At 63.4% G+C, this 14,977-nt stretch carries 16 protein-coding genes; 9 read left to right on the top strand and 7 right to left on the bottom strand.

Annotation, left to right across the window (positions count from 1 at the left end):
- The first annotated feature begins 58 nt into the window (after positions 1–58).
- The 3 genes from Y706_RS30465 (at position 59) to Y706_RS28980 (ending at position 2,834) form a co-directional block, all read left to right on the top strand.
- Positions 59–841: an MmgE/PrpD family protein gene (locus tag Y706_RS30465; RefSeq protein ID WP_084476283.1), complete on the top strand. Its 783-nt coding sequence runs from the start codon at positions 59–61 to the stop codon at positions 839–841.
- 1 nt (position 842) lies between these two features.
- A complete protein-coding gene (locus tag Y706_RS0119740; RefSeq protein ID WP_028277946.1) occupies positions 843–1,664 on the top strand; it encodes an HTD2 family dehydratase in 822 nt (273 codons plus the stop codon).
- Between the two features lie 888 nt (positions 1,665–2,552).
- Complete coding sequence (locus Y706_RS28980; RefSeq protein WP_028277945.1) at positions 2,553–2,834, top strand: hypothetical protein; 282 nt, start codon at positions 2,553–2,555, stop codon at positions 2,832–2,834.
- A 305-nt stretch (positions 2,835–3,139) separates the two neighbouring features.
- On the opposite strand, the gene Y706_RS0119725 is transcribed toward Y706_RS28980, so the two are convergent.
- From Y706_RS0119725 to Y706_RS0119695, 7 genes are read right to left on the bottom strand one after another with little or no spacing between them, the layout of a single operon-like run.
- Positions 3,140–4,207 carry an LLM class flavin-dependent oxidoreductase gene (locus Y706_RS0119725; RefSeq protein ID WP_028277944.1) on the bottom strand — a complete coding sequence of 356 codons (1,068 nt, stop codon included), beginning with the start codon at positions 4,205–4,207 and terminating at the stop codon, positions 3,140–3,142.
- A 51-nt stretch (positions 4,208–4,258) separates the two neighbouring features.
- Positions 4,259–4,462 (bottom strand): tautomerase family protein, encoded by a 204-nt coding sequence (locus tag Y706_RS0119720; RefSeq protein ID WP_028277943.1) that lies wholly within the window; start codon positions 4,460–4,462, stop codon positions 4,259–4,261.
- A gap of 11 nt (positions 4,463–4,473) precedes the next feature.
- The gene (locus Y706_RS0119715) at positions 4,474–5,961 is read right to left on the bottom strand and encodes an aldehyde dehydrogenase (RefSeq protein WP_028277942.1); all 1,488 of its coding nucleotides are present in this window, start codon (positions 5,959–5,961) and stop codon (positions 4,474–4,476) included.
- Positions 5,951–6,688 carry an alpha/beta fold hydrolase gene (locus Y706_RS0119710; RefSeq protein WP_028277941.1) on the bottom strand — a complete coding sequence of 246 codons (738 nt, stop codon included), beginning with the start codon at positions 6,686–6,688 and terminating at the stop codon, positions 5,951–5,953. The genes Y706_RS0119715 and Y706_RS0119710 overlap by 11 nt, the downstream gene beginning before the upstream one ends.
- A gap of 13 nt (positions 6,689–6,701) precedes the next feature.
- Complete coding sequence (locus Y706_RS0119705) at positions 6,702–7,256, bottom strand: amino acid synthesis family protein (protein WP_028277940.1); 555 nt, start codon at positions 7,254–7,256, stop codon at positions 6,702–6,704.
- Entirely contained in the window at positions 7,253–7,864 is a 612-nt protein-coding gene (locus tag Y706_RS0119700; RefSeq protein ID WP_216699156.1) for an amino acid synthesis family protein, read from the bottom strand. The genes Y706_RS0119705 and Y706_RS0119700 overlap by 4 nt, the downstream gene beginning before the upstream one ends.
- A gap of 52 nt (positions 7,865–7,916) precedes the next feature.
- Complete coding sequence (locus tag Y706_RS0119695; RefSeq protein ID WP_028277938.1) at positions 7,917–8,597, bottom strand: GntR family transcriptional regulator; 681 nt, start codon at positions 8,595–8,597, stop codon at positions 7,917–7,919.
- 140 nt (positions 8,598–8,737) lie between these two features.
- On the opposite strand from Y706_RS0119695, the gene Y706_RS0119690 reads away from it, so the two are divergent.
- From Y706_RS0119690 to Y706_RS0119665, 6 genes are all read left to right on the top strand, one after another.
- The gene (locus Y706_RS0119690) at positions 8,738–9,676 is read left to right on the top strand and encodes a flavin reductase (RefSeq protein ID WP_028277937.1); all 939 of its coding nucleotides are present in this window, start codon (positions 8,738–8,740) and stop codon (positions 9,674–9,676) included.
- 105 nt (positions 9,677–9,781) lie between these two features.
- Positions 9,782–11,212, top strand: a complete 1,431-nt coding sequence (locus Y706_RS0119685) for a purine-cytosine permease family protein (protein WP_028277936.1) — start codon at positions 9,782–9,784, stop codon at positions 11,210–11,212.
- On the top strand, positions 11,209–11,778 hold the full coding sequence (locus Y706_RS0119680) for a cysteine hydrolase family protein (protein ID WP_028277935.1): 570 nt from the start codon (positions 11,209–11,211) through the stop codon (positions 11,776–11,778). The genes Y706_RS0119685 and Y706_RS0119680 overlap by 4 nt, the downstream gene beginning before the upstream one ends.
- Before the next feature lie 36 nt (positions 11,779–11,814).
- Complete coding sequence (locus Y706_RS0119675) at positions 11,815–12,297, top strand: NUDIX domain-containing protein (RefSeq protein ID WP_028277934.1); 483 nt, start codon at positions 11,815–11,817, stop codon at positions 12,295–12,297.
- The gene (locus tag Y706_RS26610) at positions 12,294–12,740 is read left to right on the top strand and encodes a riboflavin kinase (protein WP_043436574.1); all 447 of its coding nucleotides are present in this window, start codon (positions 12,294–12,296) and stop codon (positions 12,738–12,740) included. The genes Y706_RS0119675 and Y706_RS26610 overlap by 4 nt, the downstream gene beginning before the upstream one ends.
- Positions 12,741–12,749: 9 nt before the next feature.
- Positions 12,750–14,243: an NAD-dependent succinate-semialdehyde dehydrogenase gene (locus tag Y706_RS0119665; RefSeq protein ID WP_028277933.1), complete on the top strand. Its 1,494-nt coding sequence runs from the start codon at positions 12,750–12,752 to the stop codon at positions 14,241–14,243.
- Positions 14,244–14,977 lie beyond the last annotated feature (734 nt).

The raw sequence follows: 14,977 nt of genomic DNA, 5'->3' as shown, positions 1-14,977 counted from the left end.
CTTCGATCGCGGAGGTCAGTTTGTCCCGGTAGGCCTCGGGGCTCAGGCGCAGGGGTTCGTGGGCGATCAGGGAGATAGGCCCCTCCACGCTGGAGGACATGAATTCCAGCGCGCCAGGGCGGGTGTCACCGGACCCCATCGGATCTTCGAGGCACCATGGGGTGGAATCTATGCCACCTACGGGGACGGCCACGGTTTCCCCGAACGAGTCCTTGGCCGTCTTGGCGAGACCTTCAATGTCTCCACGTCCTATTTGAAGCCCTACGCATGTTGCCGAGGCAGCCACTCAGCGGTTGATGCAGTGATGAAACTGATCGCTGAACGTGATCTGCAGCCCGCGAACATCCGCTCCATCACAGTGACCGCCGGGGAGACAGCGATCAACATGCTCAACGTCGATCCCATCGAGACAGTTTTCGATGCCCAGTTCAGCCTGCCCTACGCCATCAGCGTGGCGCTGGAGAACCGTTCTGTCGGGCTGGAGCAATTCGACCCGCCCCGCATCGCAGAGCCCCGGATCCAGGAGATCTTCGCCAAGATCTCGATGGTGCTCGACGAATCGATCCAGCTCGAGGACGGCCCCCGCCTTGATTTCGAGCTGATCGACGGCGAAAAGATCACTCTCCTGGCCGGGAATCCGACGGACGCCAAGGGCTCCGAAGAGAACCCCATGACCCACGCCGAAGTTGTCGCCAAGGCACGTGCTCTCCTCCGCCCCTACGGTGAAGAAACCACCGCGAAGCTCATCGACGCAGTGGAAAACCTTGATTCTTCACCCTCCATCGACAACCTCATCGCGGCACTCAGCGCTACCACCTACGCGACCAAGATAGAGACCTAACATGACAGCAAATACCCTGACCGACCGCATCGAACGCACGGAGTACATCGCTGCGGAACCGGTGGAATCCCTCGCTGCAGCCATCAACATCGACATACCCTTCGGCGTCGGCGCCACCGTCCCTCCACTGTGGCATTGGCTCTACCTGTTGGAGCGCAGCCGAGAGAGTGAGCTCGGGCCGGACGGGCACCCCACAGTCGGCATTCCAGCACCTCCAGGACCTGACCGGCGCAGAATGTTCGCCGGTGGCCGGGTTTCGACCTTCGGGCAGCTCACGATTGGTGAGCCGGCGAAAAAGGTCATTTCCGTGGCCAGGTCAATCGAGAAGGTAGGCCGGACCGGACCGCTGACGTTTACTACCGTTCGCCATGACATCTTCCAAACCCACGAGCTCCTGATTCGTGAAGAACAGGACATCGTCTACCGCGCTTCAGGAACCGGCACCCTGCCCCAACCCCCGACCCCGCCGGCCCCGCCCGCGGGCCCAGTGTTGAGGCAAGGAGTCGACGAAAGGCTTTTGTTCCGGTTCTCCGCGTTGACGTACAACGCACACAGGATTCACTATGACCGCGACTGGTGCCTGAACGAGGGCTACGACGGGCTGGTCATCCACGGCCCCCTTCTGGCCCTGATGATGGGGGAACACATGCGTCGGGAAGGGATTGACCTGGTCGGGAAGACCTTCGGTTACCGGCTTGCCTCCCCGATGACCAAGCCACAGACATTCTCCATCGTCCCAGGGCCGAGTGGTCTGGAAAACGGTGCCGAGGCCCGCAGCGCCGAGGGTGCAGTCTGCGCGGTGAGCACCCTATCCGATGTATAGCACGCCTTTCATTGCTTCGACCACGGCACCGCCGGCTAGACACTAACGTATGCGCGGCTCCTCACCGGGAAGGCAAAGACAGTGGATGAAACAACGAGTGAATCCAGAAAAGAAGAACCTCTGGAGGGCTCCCCCGACTATGAGCTGATCGCGTCACCCTGGATCGGACTCCACTACAAGTGTGAAACGGTCACTGGTCGGATGAGTGGGGCCCGACTCTGAAGGACTAGCGTGGGTTGTCCTGGCGCTCGATGTTGCCAGTGCGCCAGTGAGATGCACACCTTAGTCACGCATATTTGGCAGCAATACCCGTAACGGAGTCTGAATAACTGTGTGCGGGGTCCGCCCTGATCCGACAGGAGACGACCGTGTCAGAGTCCACGACCGCAATAACAGGGTTGATGATCGATCCCTGACGGGAGAGAGACCATCGATCAGAAGGAGCTTACAGAGCAGTTGCTCGCGCAGGCTAAGGAACTGGGCGTGAGCCTTGTGGGCCCTGGTGGCTGGTGAACCAGCTCGCGAGGAATGTGCTGGGGCCCCGCTATAAGCCGAGCTGGCCCGGTATCACGGGGCCGAGCATGGTCATACACCGATCGCAGCCAACATTCACACCGGCAGCAGGGTGTTCTCCATCTCCTGCCGCAGCCCTTTCACGGCGCAATCCCCTTGCTCTCTCGTCAGTCTCAAGCACACCCCAATCTGACGCCCCTCGGCCGATCATTGAATTCCTTGCAGAAGAAGACCCAGGACTCGGCCTCATATGCAGTCGGGTGGAAGCTTCCCTTACCAGACGAGAGGACTGCACGCAGGTGGGTGATCCGGCAGGAAACCACATAAACGGCAATTCCGACCGTACTCTCTGGTCGACCCAGTAAAGGAGGACATATGTCCTACAAGTTGTATGAACCGGAAGCCAGCGCCGCCTCCTCGCTAACGGGCAGCGGCCTGCTCCCAAGCCCCCCGGCGCTTCCTCTTTCCCTTGAAGTCATCACTTTGGAGGAGCCCCAAAGCAGAGACGAGAAGCTTGACGTTGCCATCAGCAGACTCCTTCCCGCCGCTCTTGAACGCAGGCAGAGAATTCTGGTCATACAACGCGATTACGGCAAGTACACCGTTCGCGTCGACCATGAAGTGCCATGCGGCACAACTCGGGAGTCCCGCGAGTAGATCGTGCGAAGGTGAACGAGAGGACACGACAACTTGGTCGCGCGCCGTCCATAAAGCCTTACACATATCCGTCCTGAATGCCGGCTGCTCTCTAAATAGATTCTCTAAAACCACCTACCCGCGTGAGCAGGAGATTGTCTTTTCTCTATGGGCTACACCGCAACCTGACAGCGGCCGTTTGCTTGACGGAATCGCAATTATCGGTCTTCAAGCAACGGGAGGGTGACTGCACTTGTGCCCAAACGGCCGGCTTCCTGGAAGCCGGCTGTTTGGGCACAATCGCGTCGGCGTGCAGGCAGGAGACGTCAGCCTGAGACGACGGCGGTCTGCTCCTGGAAGGCCGGCACGACGTGCTCGATGAAGAGCTCAAGGGAGCGCTTCTTTTCCTCGTGGGTGAGGCTGTTGTCGGACCAGACGCTGAATTCGGTGACGCCGAGGGCCTCGTACTTCCGGAGCCGTTCGATGAGCTCGTCGGGGGTTCCGATCATGGCTGTTTTGTGGAGGGACTCCGGCGTGAACTCGGGGCGGTCAGCGAACTTTTCCTCGGGGCTGGGCTCCAGGAAACCATTCTTCGGGGTGGTCTTGTTGCCGAACCAGGCATCGAAGGTCCGGTAGAACTTGTTGATGCCTTCGGCCGGGCGGCGCCAGCCTTCGGGCTCGTCTGCGGAGTGGACGTGGGTGTGGCGCAGGACCATGAGGTCCGGGCGGGGAATGCCGGGGTTCTTCTCGACAGCGGAGTCGAACTTGCGTGCCAGGTCCTCGACCTCCTCGTCCCCCTTCATCAGTGGGGTCACCATCACGTTGCAACCATTCTCGACGGCGAACTCGTGCGAGGAGATATCGCGGGCGGCAATCCACATCGGCGGGGTCGGCTTTTGCACGGGCTTGGGGACGCTCGTCGATGTGGGGAACTGCCAGACTTCGCCGTCGTGGGCGTAGTCGCCTTCCCACAGCTTGCGCACTGCCGGAACGAGTTCGCGGAGGTGCTTGCCGCCGTCGACGGCTGACATGCCTCCCATCAGGCGGTCGAATTCGAACTGGTAGGCGCCCCGGGCCAGGCCCACTTCCATCCGCCCGTTGCTGATGACGTCCAGGAGGGCGCACTCTCCGGCGACCCGGAGCGGGTTCCAGAAGGGAGCGATGATGGTTCCCGCGCCGAGGCGGATCTTTGATGTCCGTGCTGCGAGGTAGGCGAGCTGCGGTATGGGGCTGGGTGAGATGGTGTATTCCATCGAGTGGTGCTCGCCGATCCAGACGGTGCTGAAACCGCCAGCCTCGGCCATGAGCGTGAGTTCGGTCAGGTTCTCGAAGCATTCCTGGTGCGAGACGGATTCGTCCCAGCGTTCCATATGGACAAAGAGGGAAAAGCGCATTGATAACTCCTTTGTTGGCGGTGGTCCGCCGGGGCACGGTTAGTGCTGCAGCTAGTTCGTGGCTGCGGCGTTGCGTTCGGCGATCGTCTGGTTGCCGCGGGACCAGTGTTCGTGCTCAATTTCGCGGATGATGACGGTGGTGTTTTCGGGTACAGCACCGACGGCCTTTTCCGCTGCCTGGTGGAGCTCGTTGATGAGGGAGCGGAGCTGTTCGGGGCTGCGGCCCCGGGCGATCGATACTTCGATGAGTGGCATGTGGGTTTCTTTCAGCTGCGCATGATGAATGGATCGGAGACGGGGCCTTCGTCGGTGTTGATCCAGACGCTCTTGAGGCGGGTGTATTCGTTCATGGACTCCAGTCCGTGCTCGATGCCGACTCCTGAGTTTTTGAAGCCCTGGCGCGGTGACATCGGGGACATGGCCCGGTACGTGTTGACCCACACGGTTCCGGCTTCAAGCCTGCGTGCCATCCGGTGGGCGCGTGCCAGGTTCTGGGTCCAGATTCCGGCGGCGAGTCCGTATTCGGTGTCGTTGGCCAGGCCCACCACCTCGTCCTCGGAATCGAAGGGCATGATCGCGGCGACCGGGCCGAAGATCTCTTCCCGGACAACCCGCATGGAGTTGTTCACGTCGGTCAGGACGGTGGGGGCGAAGAAGTAGCCGGGAAGGTCGGTGACGGGGCGTTTGCCTCCTGTCCGCACCGTGGCGCCTTCGCTGACACCGAGGTCCACGTAGGAGCTGACCTTGTCCAGTTGGGCGCCGAAGGCGAGCGGGCCCAGTTCGGTGGTGGCCAGGCGCGGGTCGCCGATGATGATGGATGCTGCGCGTTCGGCGACGCGTTCGACGAGTTCGTCGTAGACGCTGCGGTGGGCGAAGACACGGCTGCCGGCGATGCAGGTCTGGCCGGCGGCGGCGAAGATTCCGGCGATGACGCCCATCGCGGCGTTGGATACGTCCGCGTCCTCGAACACGATGTTGGGGCTCTTGCCCCCGAGTTCCAGGGTGGACCCGATAAAGCGGGAGGCCGTCTCGGCGGCGATGCGCGCCCCGGTCTGGGTCGAGCCGGTGAAGGAGATCTTGGCCAGGTCGCGGTGGCTGACCAGGGCGGCCCCGGCTTCCTGGCCGAAGCCGGTAACAACATTCACGACGCCGTCGGGGAACCCGGCCTGGGAGGCGAGTTCGGCGACCCGGAGGATGGTCCGGGAGGTGTATTCGCTGGGTTTGATGACCACGGTGTTGCCGGCCGCCAGGGCGGGGGCGAGCTTGGACGTGGTCAGCGTCAGGGGCGAGTTCCATGGTGTGATGGCCCCGACGACCCCGAGGGGTTCGCGCTGGGTGTAGTTCAGCATGGTGATCGAGTTGGTGGGGATCTGGCTGCCCTGGACCTTGTCGGCGAGACCGGCGTAGTAGTAGAGGTATTCGGGCAGGGAGGCGAGCTGGCCGCGCATCTCACGCAGGAGCTTGCCGTTATCCAGGGTTTCGAGTTCGGCGAGTTCGTCTGCGTGCTCGCCGATCAGGTCACCCAGGCGGCGGAGGAGGTGGCCGCGCCTGGTGGCCGTGAGGTCGCGCCACAGCGGGGACTCGAAGGCATCTTTGGCTGCGGCGACGGCGCGGCGGACGTCTTCCTCTGTTCCGCGTGCTGCCTGGTAGAGCACCTCGAGTGTTGCGGGGTTGGTGCTGGGGAAGTATTCGCCGCCGGCGGGAGCGGACCAGGTACCCCCGATGAAGTGGTCGTAGCGGAGTTCAATGGACATCTGAATGCTCCTTGATAAAGGCGGTCAGTGTGTGGGCGAGGTCCTGGGGACGCTCGACCGGCATCATGTGACGTGCGCCGGGGATGATGCAGTAGGTGCAGCCGGGAATGGCCGCTGCAAGCCGCGCGCTCATTTCCGGTGTTGAGCCCGGGTCAAGCTCGCCCGTCACGGCATGGGAGGGAACGCTGATCAGCGGCAGTTCGGGTGCGATTTCAGCGTCGGCGGTGGCGAAGACGCGGTAGCAGGCCAGGAAGGACTTTGGGTTGTTCCTTTGCAGCACCTCGCGCGTGGCGTGGATAAGTTCTGCCGGGACGGCGGAGTCTTCGGGGTACCAGCGGCGGATGGATGCCTCGATTGTTGCCGGAAAATCTGTTTCGGCGGAGGCCAGCCGGACCATGACGGCGGCGTGCTCCTGGGATGTGCGGGCACACACGGATGCGACCGACACGAGGCTGGCAACCAGGTCGGGGCGGTACCGGGCCAGGTGCTGGGCGATCAGGGCTCCGAGCGAGAATCCCACCAGATGGGTGTTCGGTTCGAGTCGTTCGGCGACGTCCGCCGCGAGCTCGGCAAGCGTGATTCCTTCGGGCGCCGGCGGACGGTGTCCGTGTCCGAGCAGTTCAAGGATTTGGACGTCGTATTCGGGTTCGAGGTATTCGCGGAGGGGATTCCACATCGATCCGTCCAGTCCCACCCCGTGGATCAGTGCTACACGCTCACGGCTCACGGCGGATGGCACCTCAGTTCTTTTCGGTGGAGAAGGCTGCCAGGCGTTGCTGGGGCCGGCCCTGGGCAGCGGCGGCGAGGGCGATCACGATTTCATCGGCATGGGGTGCGTCGTTGATCCTGACCTCGATGCTCTGGTGGTGGGAGCGGATCGTCGCGTCGGTGATGTGCTTGAGCGGGATATCGAAGATGACACCGGCCGGGCCTCGCTTTTCCACTGCCGGCAGGAGCGTCGTGGCGTTGGCGGCGTCGCGGAAGTGGTTTCCGAAGGCAAGTGTGTGGATGAGTCCCGAGCCGTGCTCGATTTCGCCGTTGAGCCCGACGATGGCTGCCTTGCCGTACGCTTCCGCCGGGGCGCCGAGGGCCTCGAGCACGCGTGGGGCGAGCAGCGCGCCGAGGTCGGAGGCGTTGGCGTCGATGCCCTCGGAAAGGTTTTCAACGAATCCCTGCCCGGTCCACGGGTTCTTGATGATGGCAGCGACGACGGCGACTCTTGCTGCCGGGCTGACTTCCCGTCCTCCTTCAGTGAGGACGTCTTCGGTGACGGTGACGATCTTACGGATGCTCATGAAACAAGTTCTCCTAGCGTGTCTGCTTTGACGATGGGGTCGGTGAGGCGGTCACCGATCCGGGGGTGTGGCCGGGGACCTGTGGAGGCTCCGAGAACGACGACGATCTCTCCCGGGCGGGGTGCGTCACTGACGCGGGTGGTGATGGTTTGGTAGTGCGTGCGGGTGGCTGCGGCGTTCTTGTGCCACAGCGGGACGACGAGTGAGGCGCCGGCGTCGCCGCGGTCATCGGCGAAGCAGATGATTGACTCCCCCTCGAAGTATTCCCGGACGAGGTTGCCGAAGAAGGGTGTGTGGATGAGCGCGGCGCCATGCTCGATCTCGCCGTCTGTGCCCACGATCGCTGCTTTGCCGAAGGCCTGGATGGCCTCGACGCCGCCGAGGTTCTCAGCGAGCACGTCAGTGAGCTTGCGTGCCAGCACCGGAGCGAGCTGGACTACTTCCTCGCTGAGGTCATCGGTCGGCTGCCCATCCACCCACGGGTTGGTGACCACTGCTGCTGCGGTTGCGCGGACTGCCGGGACGGCCGGGGCGAGACCGTTCTCGACCAGGATTTCCTCGCTGTAGTACACAATCTTGCGGATGCCGAATCTTTGGTCGTTCATCATCGAATCTCTTCAGTCGTGGAGAAGCGCATGGCTTCCTTTCGTAAGGGGTCGTTCAACTCCGGGGGTCGGTTGCCGGGTCGCTCAGAGCCTCCCGCGAGGAGGCGTGAACGTGGTTCCTCATGGCGGATTCGGCTCCAAAGGGGTCTTTGTGTTCGATCATTTCCAGAACCGCACGGTGTTCACGGGTGGAGGCTTCAAGCCTGCCGGGATGTTCAACCGTGCGCAGGACCAGCCGCTGGTAGGCGAGCTGGTTCATGAGCCGCTCGTAGTGCTCCACGAGTTTGCGGTTATCCGAGCCGCGGACGATGGTCCAGTGAAACTCGTGGACAAGCCGGGCATAGGCGTCGGTGTCGTGTGTAAGCGAGACCATTTCCGATTCTTCAAGGTTCCGCCGCAATATAGCGAGCTCCGGAACCTCCCCACGGCGGGCCAGCAGGGAGGCGGCCAGTCCCTCCATGGATTCCTTGAGCTGGAAAAGCTCGATGATCTCCCTGCGCGTGGGCTCCCGAACGAAGGTGCCGACTTTCGGGCGGATCTCCACGAGACCTTCATGCTGAAGCTGCTTCAGCGCTTCCCGGATCGGTGTCCTGCTCACGTCGAACTCCTGCGCGAGGAAGGCCTCAGGAACGACAGCCCCCGGAGGGAAGTCGCCGCTGAGGACGAGCCGGCGGATGCGATACAGGAGTCCGTCCTGTTCCGCCACCTCATTGACTGTTGCGAAATCATCTTGCATACATGACAGCCTATGTTGCATGCATCAGAGCGTCAATAGGCGGAGGGTGAGATTTACAAAAACCCGCCGCTGCCAAGGAAATTAGCCCTTTTCGCCGTCCCTCTTGACCTTTTCTTGTGAGCTGGATTACCTTCATTGGTATGCAACAGACCTTGGAATCGCTCATCACATCGGCGTGGCTGGCAGCCTGGGACAAGGGCGACCTTGATGCCCTGGACCGTCTGGTAGCCCCCGGTTACACGCGCACCAGCAAGGCCACGGGCGCAACCGTTGATCTTGCCGGCCTTAAGTCAGAGATCGCAGCGATCCGGGAAGCCTTCCCCGACCTGCGCACCACGGTCGATGACGTCGTCGAAGGGGATGGCACGGTCGCCGTCTTCTGGACCTCCACCGGCACCCACACCAACGAATACCTCGGGGTTCCCGCAACTGGACTCACCGTCCAGACCCGGGGCTCAAACATCCTCACCGTTGAAAACGGGAAGATCCTCACAGAGTCTGTGACCTGGGACGGAAGCGAACTGCTTGCCGGCCTCGGCATCAGGCCCCTGCGCGGCATCGCCACGCCGGCCACCTCGGACGGCGAGGACTTCCCGGAACTGGACCCGGACCTGATGAAGTCCTTCAACCGCCAGTTCATCACCGGCGTCACGGTCGTGACCACCAAGGAAGGCCAAACCCCCAAAGGGCTCGCGGCCAACTCGTACTGCTCGGTCTCCCTCGAACCACCCCTGGTGCTCGTCTGCGTCCAGAAGACCTCGAGCACCTATTCTGCTCTCTTCTCCTCCAGCCACCTCGGCATCAACATCCTCGGCACCGAACAGCTGGACACCGTCAAGGTTTTCGCCTCCAAGGCACCCAACAAGTTCGCCGAACTCGACTGGCACGAAGGACCCAAGGGAAGCCCCCTGCTGGACGGTTCCGCAGCTTCCCTGGAAGCGGAAATCCAGGAACGGTTCCAGGCGAAGACCCACACGGTCTTTATCTGCCGGGTCCGGCACGCGGAAACCAGCAGCACCGCGCCGATGGTCTACAAGGCCGGTCACTTCTTCGACGGCGCTGAACTCGCCGAACTCTAAAAAGGCCGGCGCGGCTGACCACCCTCCGACAGGCACCAGCCGCGCCGACCCAACCTGCTCGCAAGCAGCGCACCATAGGTGCGCTTCCCACATTAGGACACAAAGATGAGCCCTGACACCCTCCGCGCTGCCGACGACAGCGTCGCCGAAGACCGCGGTTACCGCAACAGCCTCACCAAAATCGAGCCCTACGGCATCGAACACATCCCCGACGTCGAACGCCACGGGAAACCACGCTCCCAGTTCTTCCTCTGGTTCGCCGCAGGAATGAACTTCCCCATCGTGGTCCTGGGCTTCAGCGCCACCTACTTCGGACTGCCCTTCTGGGCCGCAGTCCTGGCCATCATCCTCGCCGGGGTAATTTCATCCGCCGGCATGGGATACCTCTCGGCCATGGGCGTCCGGCTCGGAGTTCCGCAACAGATGCAGGGCCGGGGGCCTCTTGGATTCATCGGCAACCTGTTCCCCGTGGCGTACGTGAATGTGTTCGCCGGCATCGGCTGGGCCGCCGTCACAGTGATCCTCGGCGGCAAAGCCATCGCGCTGCTGACGAATATTCCTTTCTGGATCTCATCCCTGGTTCTGATGGCCATCCAGCTCGTCGTTGCCGTCATTGGCTACAACCTCATCCACTTCCTGCAGCGCATCCTGTCCTTCGTGCTGGTAATCGGCTTCATCTTCATCACCGTGATAGCCGCCGCCAACGGACGCATCGAGAACACCTTCAACGAATCCGCCAAAGGCTTCGACGGCGTAGGCGGATGGATCATCTTCTTCGGCTGGTTCTTCTCCTTCATCGTCGCCTGGATGCCCTTCGCCTCCGACTACTCCCGATACCTTCCCAACACCCCCGGCAACCGCCGCGGCGCCGGCTGGGCCACCATGCTCGGAAACTTCATCACCCTGGTCTGGATGGGAATCCTCGGGACACTGCTCGGCTCCACGACCACCGCAACTGACAGCATCGGCGCACTCAAAGAAACAATGGGCCCCTGGGCCGCCGTCGGCCTCGGCGTCGTCGCCCTGTCCTCCTTCACCCAAAACTTCCTGAACGTGTACGGCGGCGCCATTTCCATCCAGACCATGGGTGTCCCCGTCAAACGCCACATCGGCGTCGTGTTCATCTGCGTCGCTTCCTACCTGGTCGCGCTGTGGGGACAGGAAGGCTTCAACGAAGGATTCACCGCCTTCCTGAACCTGACCGCATACTGCATCGCCCCCTACGTCGCCGTCCTGGTGTGCGACTACCTGTTCGGAGGCCGCCGCACCGAACGCGGCCTGCGCGAACTCTTCGACAAGTCCCGCAAATTCGAATGGGGCTTCGTGGCCTGGGCCGCCGGCGTCGCACTGTCCTCCCCCTTCTGGATGTCCTCCATTTACACCGGCCCCATCGCCGCCGCCATTCCCCAGATCGGCGACCTCTCCTACTACGTCGGAGCAGCCGTCGCGGCCGCCGTCTACTTCGCCACCCACCGGCGCCAGCGCCTCTCCGGCCACGAGATGCTGGACCGCACCCCCGCCGGACGGACCCTGTGACACCCGCCCCTGGCCCAGGCGCGCCCAAGCTCGTCGTCATCGACATGCAGCGAGTTTTCCAGGACGAGGGGCAATGGCAGGTTCCCCGCTACGACGAGATCGTCCCCGTTATCGAACAGCTCCAGCAAGAACTCGGATCCGGCGCCGTGTTCACCCGTTTCGTCCGCGACGAGACCGAACACGGTGCCTGGGCCGCTTACTACCAGCGATGGAACGAGATGCGGTTCCCTACCGATTCCAACGCTTGGGACATCACCATGAATGTCCCAGGCACGGCAACGGTGGTCGATGGGCCGACGTTCTCCAAGTGGGGACCCCAGCTGGCAGCCCTCATCCCGGAAGGGACCGAAATGGTCCTGACCGGGGTAGCCACCGACTGCTGTGTCCTGTCCACCGCCCTTGGCGCCGTTGACGCCGGACGGTTCGTCACCGTCATCTCCGATGCCTGTGCCGCCGTCACCGATCAAGCCCAGCAGCAGACACTGGCGCTCCTGGAACTCCTCTCACCGATGTGCGAAGTGATGACCAGTGACCAGTTCCTTACCCGTACAGTGCGGAACGCCTAGTCCCGCCTGTGAAAACCCGCCACACCGGAGCACCACATGAGCACCCTGACATTGCAAACGACGGTCCCTGAAGACCGCAACGCCACGGCAGACCTTCCACGCGAGGTCATCGCCACCGTCGTTCAGTGGCGCGGCCGGATCGCCCTCTTCAAGCGCAGCCAGTCCGTCGGACACGAACGCGGTCTCTGGCACTGCATCACCGGGTACCTCGAGCCGAACGTCACCCCCGAACAGCAAGCCCTGACCGAACTCGAGGAAGAAGCAGGACTCACGCGAGAGGACCTCGCCGATTTTCAACGCGGAGAACAGCTCCTGATTCCCGACCACAAGGGAAACCCCTGGCTGGTGCACACCTTCACTGCGACAACCACACGCCGCAGACTAACGATCAACGACGAACATGACGCCTACCGCTGGAGCGTCCCGTCCAAAATCAGCCGGTTCTCCAACCGCGTTCCCTGGCTGGACACCGTCATCCAGGCCGCGACGCCAGACGCTCCAAGGAAACAACAAAAGTGATAGTCATCGAAGGAACCGTTGAACACGGCGACCAACGCGGCAGACTCCTCGGTTTCCCCACCGCCAACATCCCCCTCGACAACGAACACATCGAGGACGGGGTCTGGGGAGCGATCGTGCGAATTGAGCCGAACCGGCAGGTCCCGGCCGCGGTGTCCATCGGCCGCCGCCGGACGTTCTACGCCGAGAAGGGGCAGCGACTGCTGGAAGCTCATCTACTAGGCGTCAACGAAGACCTCTACGGACAAAGAATCCGTGTCGAACTCGCCACCAAGCTCCGGCCACAGCGTGCCTTCGAGAACATCCAGTCCCTGACCGAACAACTGAACCAGGACGTCCAAAACGTCCACAAATGGTCCCTCGCCCATTTCCTAACATTCCCGTCTCAAAACAGCCGCGTACTCAGCGCAGCGAACCCCGAGACATCGAGCCACGCATCCTAAGGAGCCGACATGGCTGAAACCACGACTTTGACGATCGACCGCGAAACTTCCCTCCTCGCCTCCGTGCCCACGGGCCTGCTGATCAACGGCCAGTGGCGCGAGGCGTCCGACAGGGGCACCTTCGACGTGCACGACCCCGCCACCGGTGAGGTGCTCGCCACCCTCGCCTCCGCGACCAGCGGGGACGCGGTCGCTGCGTTAGACGCGGCCCATGCCGCGCAGGCGTCCTGGGCCCGCACGGCACCGCGCGAACGGGCCGAGATCCTGCGCCGCGCCTTCGACCTGGTCACCGAGCGGACCGAGGACTTCGCGCTGCTGATGACCCTGGAAATGGGCAAGCCGCTGGCCGAAGCCCGCGGTGAAGTCGCCTACGGCGCCGAGTTCCTGCGCTGGTTCGCTGAAGAGACCGTCCGCGACTACGGCCGCTACCTCACCACGCCCGAGGGCAAGAACAAGATCCTGGTCCAGCACAAGCCGGTGGGACCGTGCCTGCTCATCACCCCGTGGAACTTCCCCCTGGCGATGGCCACCCGCAAGGTCGCACCCGCCATCGCCGCGGGCTGCACCATGGTCCTCAAACCGGCCAAGCTCACCCCCCTCACCGCCCAGCTCTTCGCTCAGACCATGCTCGACGCCGGCCTCCCCGCCGGGGTCCTCAACGTCGTCGCCTCTTCCTCCGCCTCCGGGATTTCCGGGCCGCTGTTGGCCGATCCGCGGCTGCGGAAGGTCTCTTTCACCGGCTCCACCCCCGTGGGCAAGCGGCTGATGGCCGATGCGGCGCAGAACGTGCTGCGCACCTCCATGGAGCTCGGCGGCAACGCACCGTTCATCGTCTTCGAGGACGCCGACCTGGACAAGGCCGTCGAGGGCGCCATGGCCGCCAAAATGCGCAACATGGGCGAGGCCTGCACCGCAGCCAACCGGTTCCTGGTCCAGGAATCCGTCGCGGCGGAATTCACCGCGAAGTTCGCCGCAGCGATGGGCGCCCTGACCACCGGCCGCGGCACCGACCCCGGCACCCAGGTCGGCCCGCTCATTGACGCCGGCGCCCGCGACGACGTCCACGCGCTCGTGAGCGCCGCCGTCGGCGCCGGGGCCACCGCCGTCACGGGCGGCTCACCGGTGGAGGGGGCCGGCTACTTCTACCAGCCCACCGTGCTCACCAATGTGCCCAACGACGCCGAGATCCTGCGCCAGGAAATCTTCGGCCCCGTCGCCCCCGTCACCACCTTCACCACCGAAGAGGACGCCGTCCGGCTCGCCAACAACACCGAGTACGGCCTCGCGTCCTACATCTACAGCCGCGACTTCAACCGGCTGCTGCGCGTGGCCGAGCAGATCGAGTTCGGCATGGTCGGCTTCAACGCCGGCGTCATCTCCAACGCCGCAGCACCCTTCGGCGGCGTGAAGCAGTCAGGGCTCGGCCGCGAAGGCGGCTCCGAGGGCATCGCGGAGTACACCACCACCCAATACATCGGCATCGCCGACCCCCACGCGAACTGACTCCGGCCAGGGGGTGGCGACATGGAAAGCCCCCGCGGCAGTGTCGGCGGCGGCTCCCCATGTCCTTCAGAACTTCTGTCAGGCTGAAATACACCCCCACCTGACGAACGCGCCCTTGTATTGGCTACGTTGTCTAGGAGCTCCGTGAACCGATAGTGCCGGTCTCAGCCCCGCGGACGGTGCGCTGTCGCTGGGTCTTTGCCGCGGCGCGGGTTCGCAGCGCAGGCGGGGGCGCAGTGGCGATGATCCCCTGTCGGGATCCTGGCGTTGGCCGGCATCCCCCGACAGTCGCGTGTCCCGGAGGCTTCAGAGGGCCCTGCTCGGCGTCTCTCACAATGCATGCAAGGCGGGCACTTGAGTAGGGTCCGGTCCCTGGCTCCTTATGCTTGCTGTTGGCGTACCAGACCATAAGGGACAGCTGGGTGGGCACGGACGATGTAACTTCCCATTCCGATGCGCGTGATCAGTACCCCGATCTTGTGCTGTGCTGCACTGTCCATTACGAGAGAGACCGCCAGTCTCGAGTGCCTCATCGACCGTGGCGGCCCCCGCTACGTTGACTTCGACCATGCCCGGACGCCTGTTGGGCTCACGAATGTGCAGCTGTTGTCCTGACGCGGTCGTCACCGGGCACCGCCGCGAGTTCCGCTCCTACCTGGCCGGGGCAGGCCTTGACGGGCAGGCACTGGTGGAAAGGGAGTTGCCGAGGCGATGGCTCCTTAACCGCTGGCTCG

The sequence above is a fragment of the Arthrobacter sp. I3 genome, from assembly GCF_000520575.1.
GTDB classification, from domain to species: domain Bacteria; phylum Actinomycetota; class Actinomycetes; order Actinomycetales; family Micrococcaceae; genus Arthrobacter; species Arthrobacter humicola_A.
Note: the sequence above shows the minus strand (reverse complement) of the source record. Positions and strands in the feature narration are given on the sequence as shown.

What these genes read in the sequence shown, in the direction of transcription:
- Y706_RS0119705 (WP_028277940.1), bottom strand. Translation starts at nt 7,256, where the DNA reads ATGAGCATCCGTAAGATCGTCACCGTCACCGAAGACGTCCTCACTGAA.
- Y706_RS0119665 (WP_028277933.1), top strand. Translation starts at nt 12,750, where the DNA reads ATGGCTGAAACCACGACTTTGACGATCGACCGCGAAACTTCCCTCCTC.
- Y706_RS0119715 (WP_028277942.1), bottom strand. Translation starts at nt 5,961, where the DNA reads ATGTCCATTGAACTCCGCTACGACCACTTCATCGGGGGTACCTGGTCC.
- Y706_RS0119720 (WP_028277943.1), bottom strand. Translation starts at nt 4,462, where the DNA reads ATGCCACTCATCGAAGTATCGATCGCCCGGGGCCGCAGCCCCGAACAG.
- Y706_RS0119690 (WP_028277937.1), top strand. Translation starts at nt 8,738, where the DNA reads ATGCAACAGACCTTGGAATCGCTCATCACATCGGCGTGGCTGGCAGCC.
- Y706_RS0119725 (WP_028277944.1), bottom strand. Translation starts at nt 4,207, where the DNA reads ATGCGCTTTTCCCTCTTTGTCCATATGGAACGCTGGGACGAATCCGTC.
- Y706_RS28980 (WP_028277945.1), top strand. Translation starts at nt 2,553, where the DNA reads ATGTCCTACAAGTTGTATGAACCGGAAGCCAGCGCCGCCTCCTCGCTA.
- Y706_RS0119700 (WP_216699156.1), bottom strand. Translation starts at nt 7,864, where the DNA reads ATGATGAACGACCAAAGATTCGGCATCCGCAAGATTGTGTACTACAGC.
- Y706_RS0119695 (WP_028277938.1), bottom strand. Translation starts at nt 8,597, where the DNA reads ATGCAAGATGATTTCGCAACAGTCAATGAGGTGGCGGAACAGGACGGA.
- Y706_RS0119685 (WP_028277936.1), top strand. Translation starts at nt 9,782, where the DNA reads ATGAGCCCTGACACCCTCCGCGCTGCCGACGACAGCGTCGCCGAAGAC.
- Y706_RS0119740 (WP_028277946.1), top strand. Translation starts at nt 843, where the DNA reads ATGACAGCAAATACCCTGACCGACCGCATCGAACGCACGGAGTACATC.
- Y706_RS0119675 (WP_028277934.1), top strand. Translation starts at nt 11,815, where the DNA reads ATGAGCACCCTGACATTGCAAACGACGGTCCCTGAAGACCGCAACGCC.